Source organism: Janthinobacterium sp. PSPC1-1 (assembly GCF_049897625.1).
In the GTDB taxonomy this organism is placed as follows: Bacteria; Pseudomonadota; Gammaproteobacteria; order Burkholderiales; family Burkholderiaceae_D; genus Janthinobacterium; species Janthinobacterium tructae.
In genome coordinates, this window is record NZ_JAFCWP010000007.1 from 1 (window position 1) to 14,649 (window position 14,649).

Annotated in this window: 14 protein-coding genes and 1 riboswitch; of the genes, 13 read left to right on the top strand and 1 reads right to left on the bottom strand. The window is 63.5% G+C overall.

Features of this window, described 5'->3' with window-relative positions:
* Positions 1-368 precede the first annotated feature (368 nt).
* From cobT to ACP7EG_RS20905, 13 genes are all read left to right on the top strand, one after another.
* On the top strand, positions 369-1,409 hold the full coding sequence (gene cobT, locus ACP7EG_RS20845) for a nicotinate-nucleotide--dimethylbenzimidazole phosphoribosyltransferase (protein WP_426089130.1): 1,041 nt from the start codon (positions 369-371) through the stop codon (positions 1,407-1,409).
* A gap of 4 nt (positions 1,410-1,413) precedes the next feature.
* Positions 1,414-2,220 (top strand): adenosylcobinamide-GDP ribazoletransferase, encoded by an 807-nt coding sequence (locus ACP7EG_RS20850; RefSeq protein ID WP_426089131.1) that lies wholly within the window; start codon positions 1,414-1,416, stop codon positions 2,218-2,220.
* Between the two features lies 1 nt (position 2,221).
* On the top strand, positions 2,222-2,776 hold the full coding sequence (locus ACP7EG_RS20855; protein ID WP_289953120.1) for a histidine phosphatase family protein: 555 nt from the start codon (positions 2,222-2,224) through the stop codon (positions 2,774-2,776).
* A gap of 44 nt (positions 2,777-2,820) precedes the next feature.
* A riboswitch (cobalamin riboswitch) is annotated at positions 2,821-3,062 on the top strand.
* A gap of 127 nt (positions 3,063-3,189) precedes the next feature.
* Entirely contained in the window at positions 3,190-5,055 is a 1,866-nt protein-coding gene (locus ACP7EG_RS20860) for a TonB-dependent receptor domain-containing protein (RefSeq protein ID WP_426089132.1), read from the top strand.
* A gap of 88 nt (positions 5,056-5,143) precedes the next feature.
* Positions 5,144-6,169, top strand: a complete 1,026-nt coding sequence (locus tag ACP7EG_RS20865) for a FecCD family ABC transporter permease (RefSeq protein WP_426089133.1) — start codon at positions 5,144-5,146, stop codon at positions 6,167-6,169.
* Between the two features lie 7 nt (positions 6,170-6,176).
* On the top strand, positions 6,177-6,950 hold the full coding sequence (locus ACP7EG_RS20870) for an ABC transporter ATP-binding protein (protein WP_426089134.1): 774 nt from the start codon (positions 6,177-6,179) through the stop codon (positions 6,948-6,950).
* Entirely contained in the window at positions 6,947-7,573 is a 627-nt protein-coding gene (gene cobO / locus ACP7EG_RS20875) for a cob(I)yrinic acid a,c-diamide adenosyltransferase (protein ID WP_426089135.1), read from the top strand. The genes ACP7EG_RS20870 and cobO overlap by 4 nt, the downstream gene beginning before the upstream one ends.
* Before the next feature lie 7 nt (positions 7,574-7,580).
* Positions 7,581-8,147 (top strand): bifunctional adenosylcobinamide kinase/adenosylcobinamide-phosphate guanylyltransferase, encoded by a 567-nt coding sequence (gene cobU / locus ACP7EG_RS20880; RefSeq protein ID WP_426089136.1) that lies wholly within the window; start codon positions 7,581-7,583, stop codon positions 8,145-8,147.
* Positions 8,141-9,094, top strand: coding sequence for an adenosylcobinamide-phosphate synthase CbiB (cbiB, locus tag ACP7EG_RS20885; protein ID WP_426089137.1), 954 nt, complete (start codon positions 8,141-8,143; stop codon positions 9,092-9,094). Before cobU ends, cbiB begins: the two co-directional genes overlap by 7 nt.
* Complete coding sequence (gene cobD, locus ACP7EG_RS20890) at positions 9,087-10,073, top strand: threonine-phosphate decarboxylase CobD (protein ID WP_426089138.1); 987 nt, start codon at positions 9,087-9,089, stop codon at positions 10,071-10,073. The genes cbiB and cobD overlap by 8 nt, the downstream gene beginning before the upstream one ends.
* A complete protein-coding gene (locus ACP7EG_RS20895; RefSeq protein ID WP_426089139.1) occupies positions 10,070-10,981 on the top strand; it encodes a cobalamin-binding protein in 912 nt (303 codons plus the stop codon). Before cobD ends, ACP7EG_RS20895 begins: the two co-directional genes overlap by 4 nt.
* Positions 10,978-11,775, top strand: a complete 798-nt coding sequence (locus tag ACP7EG_RS20900; RefSeq protein ID WP_426089140.1) for an ABC transporter substrate-binding protein — start codon at positions 10,978-10,980, stop codon at positions 11,773-11,775. The genes ACP7EG_RS20895 and ACP7EG_RS20900 overlap by 4 nt, the downstream gene beginning before the upstream one ends.
* A complete protein-coding gene (locus ACP7EG_RS20905) occupies positions 11,772-13,226 on the top strand; it encodes a cobyric acid synthase (protein ID WP_426089141.1) in 1,455 nt (484 codons plus the stop codon). The genes ACP7EG_RS20900 and ACP7EG_RS20905 overlap by 4 nt, the downstream gene beginning before the upstream one ends.
* A gap of 68 nt (positions 13,227-13,294) precedes the next feature.
* Here ACP7EG_RS20905 and ACP7EG_RS20910 read toward each other — a convergent pair whose 3' ends face one another.
* A complete protein-coding gene (locus tag ACP7EG_RS20910) occupies positions 13,295-14,449 on the bottom strand; it encodes a hypothetical protein (RefSeq protein WP_426089142.1) in 1,155 nt (384 codons plus the stop codon).
* Positions 14,450-14,649: the final 200 nt, after the last annotated feature.

A 14,649-nucleotide genomic window follows, 5' to 3' on the forward strand; every position in this document is an offset into this window, starting at 1 on the left:
TCATTATTTCTTGTGAACATTTGATATTTTAAGTTAGACGCCAATCCGAAGATTGACGCTGCACTTACATCAAATGCCCACACTTATCGACTGTTAATTGTTAAAGAACGGTATTCGGTGCTACTTTCGCGCTATCGACAAAGCGTTGTGTTTGTCAGCTGCGAAGAAGGAAGAGTATGAAGCTTTTTCAGCATTTCGTCAACCTTCTTTTTTACCCGCCTCACTCAGCATTTGCATGCATCGTTCAGCGAGGGGGCGAATTATAGCCTTGGGCTGCGCGCGCCGCAAGGGCTATTTTGCAGCTGAGCAAATATTGCTGTGTGATATCGTAGCGCCAACAATCCCCTGCCTCACCCACCTTGACTCCCATGCCTATCCCACACATCACCCCCACCGCCAATCCCGCACTGTCCAGCGCACTCGAACATGCCATCAATAGCAAGACCAAGCCGCTGGGCAGCCTGGGACTACTGGAAACCCTGGCCCATCAGATCGGCCTGATCCAGCAAAGCACGCAACTGGCATTGCAGCAGCCTGCCATCATCGTTTTTGCGGCCGACCATGGCGTCGTCGCCGAAGGCATTTCTGCTTATCCACAAAGTGTGACGTGGCAAATGGTGGAAAACTTCCTGGCCAACGGCGCCGCGATCAATGTCTTTGCCCGTCAGAACAATTGCGCGCTCTATATAGTAGATGCGGGCGTCAACCACGACTTCGGCCCGCGCGACGGCTTGCTCGACCGCAAGCAAGGCCCGGGCACGCGCAACTTTGCCAACCAAGCCGCCATGAGCAAGGAACAGTGCATCGCCGCCATGCAGGCGGGGATGGACCTGGTCGCCACACTCGATGGCAATGTACTGGGCTTTGGCGAAATGGGCATCGGCAACACCACCGCCGCCGCCGCGCTGATGCACAAGCTGACGCAAACACCGGTCGCCGATTGCGTGGGCGCCGGCACCGGCCTGTCAAAAGAAGGCATATTGCACAAACAGCATGTGATCGAAGCGGCCGTCGCCCATCATGCGACAGTCAATGCTCCGCTCGACGTACTGGCTACCTTCGGCGGTTTCGAGATCGCCATGATGGCAGGCGCCATGCTCAAAGCGGCCGAACGGCGCATGATTTTGCTGATCGATGGCTTCATCGTCAGCAGCGCCCTGCTGGTGGCGGCCCGTTTGCAGCCGGCCATCCTCGATTACTGCGTGTTTTCGCACTGCTCCGATGAAAACGGCCACCGCCATTTGCTGGCCAGCCTGGACGCGCGTCCGCTGCTGCACCTCGACTTGCGCCTCGGCGAAGGCACGGGTTCGGCGCTGGCCTTGCCGCTGCTGCACGCGGCCGTCAACTTCATGCGCGAGATGGCGACCTTCGCCTCGGCCCAGGTCAGCGAAAAGTCCACGCCAGATTAAGACCATGACCCATCCCGTTTCCGCCGCAGTCCATCAGTGCCGCCTCTTCTTCATTGCGCTGCAGTTCTTCACGCGCCTGCCGATCCCGCGCTGGGTGGGTTTCGAGCCGGCCTGGCTGCAACACGCCTCGCGCTACTTTCCGCTGGTCGGCGTGGTGGTGGCGGCCATTTCCGGCGTAGTGTATCTGCTGGCCAGCTGGCTCCTGCCTTCGGCGGTGGCCGTGCTGCTGGCCGTCGCCGCCGGCATTTATCTGACGGGCGCCTTCCATGAAGACGGCTTCGCCGACATGTGCGATGGCTTTGGCGGTGGGCTGACGCGCGAGCGGGTACTGGAAATCATGAAGGATTCGCGCATCGGCGCATATGGCGCCATCGGCATCATCTGCCTGCTGGCCATCAAATGCGCGGCGCTCGCTTCGCTGCCCCCTGCCACGCTGGTGGCGACATTATTCATCGCCCATCCTTTGTCTCGCCTGGCCGCCGTCTCGCTGATCTGGGTCATGGACTATGCGCGCGACGAAGGCAAGGCCAAGCCGATGGCGCAAGAAATGACTACCGGAGAGTTCATCATCGCCGCCGTCTGCGCCCTGTTGCCCGCCATTGCCTGCGGCGTGCTGGGCATATTTAACTGGGCCACGCTGGTCTTTGCCATCGTGGCGGCGACAGCTGCCGCATTCTGGCTGGGCCGCAAATGCCAGCGCCGCCTGCAAGGCTACACAGGCGACTGCCTGGGCGCAGTACAGCAAGTGGCGGAAGTGGCGATTTACCTGGCCATCCTGTCCAGCTTCCAGCCGCCCATACGCTTGTATTAACATGCGACTGATTTTAGTGCGCCACCCCGCGCCGCAGGTGACCAGCGGCACCTGCTATGGCCGCAGCGACGTGGCGGTGGCGCAGCACGAAATGGCCACGGTGCGCGCCAGCCTGCAAGCAACGCTGCCGGCCGGCGTGCCGCTGTATGCCAGCCCGTTGCGCCGCTGCGCCGGCCTGGCGACAGCCTTGGCGCAAGACCTGCCTTCCAGCTGCTTGCACTTCGACGCGCGGCTGGCCGAGATGGATTTCGGCGCGTGGGAAATGCAGCCCTGGCACGCGATTGCACGCGCGGACATCGATGCCTGGGCCGCCGATCTGGCCTGGTACCGCCCCGGCGGGGGTGAGAATGTGCTGGCGATGGCCGCCCGCGTCGATGCGTTTTTAGGCGATCTGTTGCGTGAACAACACGAAACGGCAGTCATCATCTGTCACGCGGGCACCATCCGCCTGCTGTCGGCACTGCAAGCCCGGCTGCCATTGGAAGAAACCGCCCTGCTGGCCGCCCGTTCCGCCCATAAAATCGCCTACGGCGCGACGGTCGTCGTCGATTTCTGATATCGAATCGTCCAGCCAGGCATTTCAGTCCACGCCTGCTGCACGTATAATGGCGGGGTTTTGGTGCCCGCGCTCATGTCCATGAGCGCAGTTAAACGGGAAACACGATGCCGCTCCCGCGGCGAGCGTGTGCTGCCCCCGCAACGGTAAGCAAGTGTCGCCCCTCCAGACAGGAAGCGGACGACAAGCTATCTCTGACAACCACTGTGCTTGCAATCATCGAGCATGGGAAGGTGGGATAGCGGTACTTGCCAGCCCGGATACCGGCCAGGACAGGTGGAAGTGTGCGAACGGGGATGTTCGCGATCCGAATGGCCCATGGCCATCTTCGATCGTCATCTTCAGTTCCCACTTCTGTTCAATCTGGCCTACGGGGACGTCGGCTGGTTGCATATTACTTACTGAAAATTATCATGACCCATGCTGTTTCCCGCCACGCGGCCCTCACGTCGCTCGCGCTAGCCATTGCCGCGCCTGCCGCTTTCGCCCAAGCCACGCCAGATACCTTCGATCCGGTGATCGTTACCGCAACCCGCACACCGCAAAAAACCAGCGAACTGCTGGCCAATACGGCCATCATCACCAGCGACGACATCGCACGTTCGGGCGCTGGTTCCGTGACCGAGTTGCTGCAAAAACAGCGTGGCATCGAAGTCGTCCGCAGTGGCGGCGCGGGCACGGCGGCGTCGGTGTACATCCGTGGCGCGAATGGCACCCAGAATATTGTTCTGGTGGACGGCGTCCGCATCGGTTCCTCGACCCTGGGCACCGCCAACTGGAGCCCGGTTCCACTGGCCAATATCGACCGTATCGAGATCGTCTACGGCCCATTGAGCACCCTGTACGGTGCCGACGCCATCGGCGGCGTCATCCAGATTTTCACCAAAAAAGGCAGCGGCACGCCCGTGGTTGGCGCATCGGTCGGCTTTGGCAGCGATGCCACGCGTCAATATGACGCCAGCGTTTCGGGTGCAACCGGTGGCTACAATAGCCTGAGCTACTCGCTGAACGTCAGCAAGGAAAAAAGCGACGGCTTTTCGGCCACCAAACCAGGTAATTTCTCTTACAACGCCGACAAAGACGGCTACGACAAGAAAAGCGTCACGGGCCAGCTTGGCTTCCAGTTGGCCAAGGGGCACGACCTGGGCCTGGTGTTCATGAACAGCAAACTGGAAGCCCAGTACGATAGCGGCCCTGGCTACGATACGCGCAGCAATCAAAAACTGGAAAACATCGGCGTATTCATGAACAATGAATTCGTTCCAGGCTGGCACAGCAAGGTACAAGTTGCCGAAGCACGCGACAAGGCCAACGAGGACACCTCTGCGGGCGCGGCCGGCAAGAGCTCTCTGGAAACCAAGCAATCGACTTTCGACTGGCAAAATGACATCGCCATCGGCATCGACACGCTGCAATTGCTGGCCAGCTACCGCAAGGAAGAAGTCGTCTCCAGCGCCAAGCCAATCTTGAATCGTGCCCGCGACACCAAGTCGCTGGCAGCGTCCTACACCATGAAGCGCGACCAGCACCTGCTCAGCGCCAGCCTGCGTCGCGACAAGATGTCGGAAACCGGTTCGACCACCACTGGCAGCCTTGGTTACGGCTACCAGATCAACAATGCCTTGCGCGCTACCGCCAGCTATGGCACCAGCTTCCGCCAGCCCACCTACAATGAACTGTATTACCCAGGTTACGGCATTACCAGCAACCGTCCTGAAAAAGGCCGCAATGCGGAAGTTGGCCTGCGCTACGATGATGGCAAGACGCAACTGAGCGCCGTGTACTATCACAATCGTGTAACCGATTTGCTGATTTATGCGGATACCTGTCCGGTTGAAGTGGCCACGCATCCGTTCGGCTGCGCCTACAATGTCAACAAGGCATTACTGGAAGGCATCACCCTGACCGGCCGCCGCAAGTTTGGCGACTTTGGCCTCAGCGGCAATATCGACCTGCAAGATCCACGCGATCAAACCCTGGACAAATCGCTGGTGCGCCGCGCCAAGCGTCACGCCAACTTTGCAGCCGACTACAACATCGGTCAACTGAACACAGGCGCCGAATGGCAATTGTCGGGCAAACGCTTTGAAAATCCTGCCAACACGACCAGCCTGGGCGGTTATGGCCTGGTCAACCTGTTCGCGACCTATCAAGTGGCACGTGACTGGTCAGTGCTGGCACGCTGGAACAATATCACTGACAAGAAGTATGAACTGGCACGTAACTACAATACCGCTGGCTCCAACTTCTTCGTCGGCCTGCGTTACGGCTCGAAATAACCATGTTGTAATGATGTAAGCTGCGGGCGATGGCATGCCGCCGTCGCCCGCAGATGCAGTTCTGCAGTCCCCGTTTTTAAGGCAGTACATGCACCCATTTTTCCGCAACATGCGCCACCGCGCCACCGTGATCCTCACGGTGCTGATCGTGTGCGCAATTGCCAGCCTGATTTTCTCCGGCATGATCGGTTCGATCGCGATTCCGCTCGCCGACCTGCCTTCCGCCTTGTTCCATGTCGTGCAGGGCAAGACCGAGACCCTCGCCGCCACCCTGCTCGACCTGCGCCTGGGCCGCGCGCTGACCGCCTTTGTCACCGGCGCAGCGCTGTCGCTGGCCGGCGTCATGATGCAGGCGCTGCTGCGCAACCCGTTGGCCGACCCGTACGTGTTGGGCATTTCTGCTGGCGCTTCCGTCGGCGCGCTGGCCGCCCTGCTGTTCATGTGCGCGCTGTGGGTGGTCGACGCGGCCGCCTTTGCCGGCGCCGTCGGCGTGTCCATGCTGCTGTATTTATTTGCCCGCCGCGACCTGCGCGGCGGCACGGCTGCCGAAGGCGGCGCCTCGCTCTTGCTGCTGACAGGCGTGATCCTGGCCTCGGCCTGCATGGCCATCGTCACCCTGATGCTCTCGATTGCTCCGGAAAGCCGCTTGCGCAGCATGGTGTTCTGGATGATCGGCGACCTGGCCGGCGCGCCCGCGCGGCTGATGCCATGGCTGGTCTTGGCCGGTGCCATGGTCTTCGCCTTGCGCAGCGCGCGCTCGCTGAACGTCATGGCCCTGCACGCGGAAGCGGCCAGCACGCTGGGCGTGCGCGTAGGCGCCCTGCGCAAGGGACTGTTCTTCTGTTCCGGCCTGCTCACGGCCAGCGCCGTCACCAGCGCCGGCAGCGTGGGTTTTGTCGGCCTGATCGTGCCGCACGCGCTGCGCTTTGCCTGCGGCCCCGATCATCGCCTGCTGATACCGGCCGCCGCACTGGCCGGCGGCACTTTCCTGGTACTGGCGGACACGTTGGCGCGTACCGTGCTGGCGCCCTTGCAGCTGCCCGTCGGCGTGGTCACGGCCATGATAGGCGCACCCGTCTTCCTGTACCAATTGCACCGGCTGCGCAGGGGATGAAAAAAGCATGATCCGCACCTACCAACTCGGCCTGAAGGCAGGCACGCGCTGCCTGGTGGAAAACCTCACCTGGCACATCAGGGATGGCGAATGCTGGAGCGTGATCGGCCGCAATGGTGCTGGCAAGAGCACCTTGCTGCGCGCGCTGGCCGGTTTGCGCGAACCGGATGCGGGCCACGTGACGATACAGGGCCGCGCCCTGGTCGACTGGCCGCTGGAGGAGCTGGCGCGTGAACGGGCCTTCCTGGCGCAAGCGCGCCACGATGCGTTCTCGTACCGCGTCATCGAAACCGTGCTGTCGGCGCGCCACCCTTATCACGACAACCATTACTGGGAAGGCAGCGACGACCAGCGTATCGCCCTGGCGGCACTGGCATCGATGGAAGTGGAGCACCTGGCCGAGCGCGACGTGCGCAGCCTGTCCGGCGGCGAACGCCAGCGCGTGGCGATCGCCGCCATGCTGGCGCAGGACACGCCCTTGCTGCTGCTGGACGAACCGGCCAATGCGCTGGACCTGGCGCACCAGGTCAGCGTCATGGGCCTGCTGTCGAAGCTGTGCCGCGAACAGAATAAAACCGTGGTGATGGTGGGACATGACCTGAACCTGGCACACAGCGTCTCGACCCATGCGCTGCTGCTGATGGGCGACGGTGGCTGGCTGGCCGGCTCCGTGGCCGAAGTGATGCAGGCATCCATCCTGGGCGACTACCTGGGCCACCCGATCGAGATCATCGCCCACGGCAAACGCAAGATATTCATACCCAAAGAGGATCAACAATGAGCGACAACATCAACGCGGACACCGCCGCTATCAACGAACGCCACCGCGTGCGCATGGAACGCAAAAAAGCCATCATCGACGCGGCCATCGCCAAGGCCGACAAGGAAATCGGCATCATCATCGTCAACACGGGCAATGGCAAAGGCAAGAGTTCGAGCGGCTTCGGCATGGCCATCCGCGCCATGGGCCACGGCATGAAGGTGGGCGTGGTGCAGTTCATCAAGGGGGCCATGTCGACGGGCGAAGAAAAATTCCTGCGCCGCTTCCCCGACGAAATCAGCTTTCATGCGATGGGCGAAGGCTATACCTGGGAAACGCAGAACCGCGAACGCGACATCGAAAAAGCCGAACTGGCATGGGAGCAGGCGAAGACCTTCCTGGCCGACCCCAGCTACGGTCTGGTGCTGTTCGACGAACTCAATATCGCCCTCAAATACAACTACCTCGACGTGCACAAGGTCATCGCCGACCTGCTGGAACGCCCGGCCATGCAGCACGTGGTCATCACGGGCCGCGGCGCGCCGGACGAATTGATCGCCATCGCCGACACCGTCACCGAAATGGCCGTCGTCAAGCATGCGTATGCGGCCGGCATCGGCGCACAAATCGGCACCGAGTGGTAACAGCGCCATGACGCGCACCCTGGTCTTCGGCGGCGCCCGTTCCGGCAAGAGCGCCTATGCGGAAAAGCTGGCCCGCGAGTCGGGCAAGGAAATCGTCTATATCGCCACCGCGCAGGCGGGCGATGAGGAGATGGCCACGCGCGTCAGGCACCACCGTGCGCAGCGCCCGGCCGAGTGGGCGACACTGGAAGAACCGCTGCGTCTGGGCGACGCCATCCTGCGGGAAGCATTGCCCGGACGCCTGCTGCTGGTCGACTGCCTGACCTTGTGGCTGACGAACCTGATGTTTTCCAGTGGCGAAACCTATCCCGACGTGGGCGACATCGCCCTGCCCGAACTGTTCCACAGCGAGCGCGCACACCTGCTGTACGCGCTGGCCGAACTTGGCGATACCGGCTGCGACCTTGTTCTGGTATCGAACGAAGTGGGCATGGGCATCGTGCCGTATGGCGCCATCTCGCGCTGCTTCACCGATGAGGCGGGCCGTCTGAACCAGGCCGTGGCGGCCATCTGCGACAGGGCCGTGTTTGTCGCCGCCGGCCTGCCCCTGCACCTGAAAGGCGCCCCATGCTGAGCGGCTTGTCGCTGCCCATGCTGGCAGGCCTGATGACGGCCGGCGTGCTGCTCGATCTGATCCTGGGCGAGACGCGCCGCTGGCATCCGCTGGTGGGCTTTGGCCGCATCGCCAGCGCGCTCGAACGCCTGCTGAACCGGGGCCGTGGGCATTTTCTGCGCGGCGCGCTGGCGTGGGTATTGGCCGTACTGCCGAGCAGCTATGCCGCCTACTGGTTGTGCGGCCTGGCCGGTGCGGCCCTGCACGTCTTCCTGCTGTATCTGTGCCTGGGCTTGCGCAGCCTGCGCGACCACAATCAACCGATCGCCGACGCCCTGGCCATGGACGACCTGGACAACGCGCGCCTGCTGACGGCGCGCATCGTCAGCCGCGACACGGCCAACGCCGATGCGGCCAGCCTGGCCAAGGCCAGCACGGAATCCCTGCTGGAAAACGGCAACGACGCCGTCTTCGGCACCCTGTTCTGGTTTGCCGTGGCAGGCGGCCCCGGCGCCGTGCTGTTCAGGCTGGCCAATACCCTCGACGCGATGTGGGGCTACCGCAACGAACGCTACGACTGGTTCGGCTGCTGCGCCGCGCGCATCGACGACATATTGAATTACCTGCCGGCGCGCCTGACGGCCCTGTCTTATGTCTTGCTAGGCAAGACCATGGCGGACAAGCAGCGCGCCTGGCACTGCTGGCGCAGTCAGGCCCCCAGCTGGGGCAGCCCGAACGCGGGGCCCGTGATGGCCAGCGGCGCCGGTGCCCTCGGCCTGGCCCTGGGTGGCGACGCCATCTACGACGGCGAGCTGGAACGCCGCCCGCCGCTGGGCGCCGGCCGTCCGGCCGAAGCGCGCGACATCGACCGCGCCTGGCGCCTGGTGGCCGAAACGGCCGTGCTGTGGCTGATCTGGGTGGCGCTGCTGGCCGGGCTGTATTACCTGCGGGGGAAATACCTTGCTTGAACATGGCGGCAACCTGCGCGACGCCGCGCGCGAATATGGACGACCACTGGCCGACTGGATCGACCTGTCGACCGGCATCAATCCGCACGGCTATCCCGTGCCCGCCAGCAGCGCCAGCGCCTGGCACCGTCTGCCGGAAAGCAACCCGGCGCTGACCGCCGCCGCCTGTGCCTACTATCACGCGCCAGCCATGCTGCCGGTGGCCGGCACGCAGGCGGCCATTCAGGCCTTGCCCCGGCTGCGCGCGCCATCCTGTGTGGTGGTCGCCGCGCCCTCGTACGCGGAGCACGCGCACCACTGGGGCCAGCACGGTCACAGCTTGCGCCATGTACCGTATGCGCAGCTGGCCAATGCGGTGGACAGCTGCGACGTGATGGTTGTCTGCAACCCGAACAACCCCACCGGCGCGCACATCGCGCCCGAGGTGCTGCTGGACTGGGCAAACAGGCTGGCCCTGCGCGGCGGCTGGCTGGTGGTCGATGAAGCGTTTGGCGACACGCAAGCGCAAGCCGGCCTGGGGCCGCATGCGGGCCAGCCGGGACTCATCGTGCTGCGCTCGGTCGGCAAATTCTTCGGCCTGGCGGGACTGCGCCTGGGCTTTGTCGCCGCCCATCCCGAACTACTCAGCAAGCTGGCCGACATGCTGGGGCCATGGACCGTCAGCGGCCCGGCGCAGCAAGTGGCCCTGGCCGCGCTGACCGACGCGCCCTGGCAGGATGCGATGCGCCTGCGCCTGCGCGATGAAGGCGAGCGCCTGCGCCAGCTGCTCGCCAGCCACGGCATCGACAGCGGCGGCTGCGCGCTGTTTCAATGGTGGCCGGAAGAAGACGCCGAAGCCTTCTGGCGCCACATGGCGCAGCAGGGCATCTGGGTGCGCCTGTTCCGCCACGCCGCCTACGGCATCCGCCTGGGCTTGCCGCCGAACGAAGACGCCTGGCTCCAGCTGGAACAGGCACTCACCACATGGAAGAAGCTATGAACCACTTGAAAACAGCACTGCTACTGGCAGCACTGATCTCGACCCAGGCGCACGCCGCCATCACCGTGCGCGATGACGATGGCAATACCGTCACCCTGGCCAGGCCCGCGCAGCGCATCCTGGCGCTGGCGCCGCACGTCACGGAGCTGCTGTTCGCAGCTGGTGGCGGCGAGAAAATCGCCGGCGTCGTCAGCTATAGCGACTATCCGGAAGCGGCGAAAAAACTGCCGCAGGTAGGCGACAACCGCCAGTACGACATGGAACGTATCATCGCCATGAAACCGGACCTGATCGTCGTGTGGATGCATGGCAGCGCCGAGCGCCAGATCGCCATGCTGCGCCATCTAAAGGTGCCGATTTATCACAGTGAGCCGCGCAAGCTGGCCGACATCCCGGACAGCATGGAGCGCCTGGGACAGTTGATGGGCACGGAAAAAGTCGCCAAACCGGCCGCCGCGCAGCTGCGCGCCAAACTGGCCAGCCTGACGGCCCAGTATGCGCAACGCCCGCCCGTGCGCGTGTTTTACCAGGTGTGGGACAAGCCCCTGTACACCTTGAGCGGCGCGAGCATCATCAGCGACTCCATGCGCGTGTGCGGCGCGCAGAATATCTTTGCCGCGATGAAGGTGGTGGCGCCCGTCGTCACACCGGAAGGCGTGCTGCAGGAAGACCCGGAAGTCATTTTCGGCACCAGCGAAAAAAGCGATCCACGCAGCGAAGGCGGCCTGGCCATGTGGCGCGCCTTCCCCTCGATGACGGCCGTGCGCAGGAATAATCTGTTCCGCCTGAATGGCGACCTGCTGAACCGCGCCGGCCCGCGCATGATCGAAGGCACGGCCGCCATGTGCGAACAGCTGGAGGTGGCCCGCCAGCGCCGCAGCGCTCCCGCCGCCAAGACGGCGCCATGAGTCACTACCAGCGCATCGCCTGCCTGTCGACGGAAGCCGTGGAAACGCTGTATGCGCTGGGTGCGCAAGACGTCATCGCAGGCATTTCCGGCTTTACCGTGCGTCCGCCACGGGCGCGCGAGGAAAAAACCAAGATCAGCGGCTTTTCGTCCACGAACCTGGAACGCATCCTGGCAGTGAAACCGGATCTCGTGATCGGCTTTTGCGACATGCAGGCCGATATCTGCCGCGACCTGGTCAAGGCCGGCATCGAAGTGCACCAGTTCAACCAGCGCACGGTGGACGGCATCCTGCGCATGATCGCCGTGCTGGCCGCGCTGGTGCAGCGCGAAGAAGCGGGACGCGCACTGATCGCCAGCCTGCGCGCGGACATCGCCGCCGCTGGGGCCCGCGCCGCCGCCTGGACGTGCAAGCCCGTGATTTACTTTGAAGAGTGGAATGATCCCCTGATGAGCGGCATCGGCTGGGCGGCGGAATTGATCGGCATCGCCGGCGGCACGGACGCCTTCCCGGAATTGTCCGCGCACCCGGGCGCGAAAGAGCGCATCATCGCCGATCCCTTGGCCGTGGTGCGGCGCGCGCCCGACATCATCATCGCCAGCTGGTGCGGCAAGAAGTTCCAGCCCGCGCAACTGGCTGCACGCCCGGGCTGGGATGCGATTCCCGCCGTGAAAAACCAGATGCTGTTCGAGATCAAGTCGCCCGATATCCTGTCGCCCGGTCCGGCCGCCATTACAGAGGGGTTACGCCAGATCAGCGACATCATCGCGCAATGGCAGGAGCGCCAGCCATGAACACCCCCGTCCCCTTCCTGATGGTGCAAGGCACGACGTCCGACGCGGGCAAAAGCACCGTCGTTGCAGCCCTGTGCCGATTGTTGATGCGCCGTGGCGTGACGGTAGCGCCGTTCAAGCCGCAAAACATGGCATTGAATAGCGCCGTCACGGCGGACGGCGGAGAAATCGGCCGCGCGCAAGCCTTGCAGGCACTGGCCTGCGGCATCGCGCCGCACACGGACATGAACCCGGTACTCTTGAAACCGTCGTCGAACACGGGCGCGCAGGTGATCATCCATGGCAAGGTGCGCGCCGAAATGGATGCGCGCGACTACCAGCAATATAAAACCATCGCCATGGGCGCCGTGCTCGAATCGTTCGCGCGCCTGCGCCAGCAGTACGACGCCGTCATCGTCGAAGGCGCCGGCAGCCCCGCCGAAGTCAATCTGCGTGCACGCGACATCGCCAACATGGGCTTTGCGGAAGCCGTCGACTGTCCCGTGATTCTGGTGGCCGACATCGACCGTGGCGGCGTCTTCGCGCACATCATCGGCACCCTGGCATGTTTGTCCGACAGCGAGCGCGCGCGCATCCTCGGCTTTGTCATCAACCGCTTCCGCGGCGACATCTCGCTGCTACAACCCGGCATCGACTGGCTGGAGCAGCAAACTGGCAAGCCCGTACTGGCCGTGCTGCCCTACCTGCAAGGCTTGTTCCTCGACGCGGAAGACGCCGTCGAAGCGATGCAGACAGAACGCGGCGCCTTCAAGGTGCTGGTGCCGCAACTGCCACGCATCAGCAACCACACGGATGTCGATGCGCTGCGCGCCCATCCCGGCATCGACCTGCAATTCATCCAGCAAGGACAGCCGATTCCGCCGGCCGACCTGGTGATCCTGCCCGGCAGCAAGAACACGCGCGGCGACCTGGCCTGGCTGCAGCAGCAGGGCTGGCCCGCCTATCTGGCGAAGCACCTGCGCTACGGCGGCAAGGTCATCGGCATTTGCGGCGGCTTCCAGATGCTGGGGCAAAGCGTGTGCGACCCGCTGGGCGTGGAAGGTGCGGCGGGAGAGTCAACGGCACTGGGCCTGCTCGACATGGTGACGGAGCTGACAAACGACAAGCGGCTGCAACAGGTGCGCGGCCAATGTGCGTTTGCCGGCGCGGACGATGCGCGCGTGGCAGGCTATGAAATCCACATGGGCGTCTCGCAGGGCGCCGCCCTGCGGCAGCCGGCGTTCATGATCGATGGACGGCCCGAGGGGGCCGTATCGGGCGACGGGCAAATCCTGGGCAGCTATTTGCACGGCATGTTCGACACGCCCGCCGCATGTTCGGCGCTGCTGCGCTGGGCGGGGCTGGACTCCGGCCACACGGTGGACACCGCCGCCCTGCGCGAGGCCAGCCTGGAGCGCATTGCCGACGCGGCGCTGCCGTTGCTGGATGCACTGGAACGATTGCCACGCTGATGGGGATGTCGGGTTACGCCGTACCGGCTAACCCGACCTACTTGCTGGATCAGATCAAACGCTAGCGGCTATTTTTTCAGGCACATGCCCATGTACGAACGGTCGGTCGAAAACTCGACTGCCATGCTCGACGACACGGGCATGAACATCGAATAGTCGGCTGGCACATCGGCCGGGTCCTTGAACACGGCGATACCATCGAAATCGACGGCTTGCGCGCCCAGGCCCAGCTTGTTGACGGTGATGGTTTCCGCATGCGTCTTGCCGGTCGTGTTATTCGTCAGAGTGGCAGTGCTGCCGGCAACGACGATGTTTGCGCTGATGCCCGACGCCGCGCAGGCGTAACTGCCGGCGATTTCGGTGCCGATCTTCAGTTGTTTGGCCGCCACGATGGTGCCCACGCGCAACACGTTCTGCTGGTTGCGGCTGTAGCGGTCGATGAACAGCGCCAGCCCCCGGTCCCCCGCGTGCACGTGCACGATGCCGAAGTCCTGGCCACCCTGGCGGGCGACGAGCAAGCCGGTCTTCGCATCCTTGACCAGGGTCAGGCTGGCGTTTTCCGCTTCCAGCTGCGGCGATACCGCAGAGCACACGCCTTGCGCGTTGAACACGCCGCCATTGCACAGTTGGGCCGCTCCGTCGGCTGCGATCTTGAGACTGCCTTTCGGATTGAAGCGGTCAGCGCCGTTCGATGCATTGCGCATGGCACCCAGGAAAATATAGTTGCCGGCCAGCTTGGCCACGTCACCCACCGCATAGCCGCTGCCGCTGACGGTCGAGACCATGTTACCCAATTTGATATTGCCCGACAGCAGACGCGTGCGCGCATCGACGGTAACGCTGAAATCCGTTGCCGTGTAGGTGGTCAGATTACCGGTGGTAGTAGCGCTGAACGTGCCGCTGCGGTCGCTCAAGCCGAACTGCGTCGACAGGACACGGATGGCATAGGTTTTCTTGACGCTGTCAAACGTGATGCGCCAGGTGTCGCCGATATCGGCGGCCACGTCATACACGCTTTCGTCAGCACTGGCACCGGCAATGACAGTCAGGCCAGCCTCTTTCGCCACGGCCTCCGATGCTACCGTCACGCTGTCGGCGGGGACGACGGGAGGCGTCACCACGACGGGTGGCGTGACCGGTGCTTCCGGCGTACCGCCATCGCTGCCGCCACCGCATGCGGACAGGGCTGCGCCCAGGACAAGGAACGTAAATGCATTTTTCATGTGGTGTGACTTTCGGGAAAGATGAGGCCGGAGCTGCCAGAAACACATGCTAGCCTTGCCCGCAATCTATTGCCATGGAACAAATGTTCCATGGACGCCGCCCCCCGCACGCTGCCAGAATGACGGGCGCGGGCGGCACGCAGGCGCCATTTATGTGACAATTCATCGTACTGTCGGCTCCGTTCTTCCTCCTCAGGCTC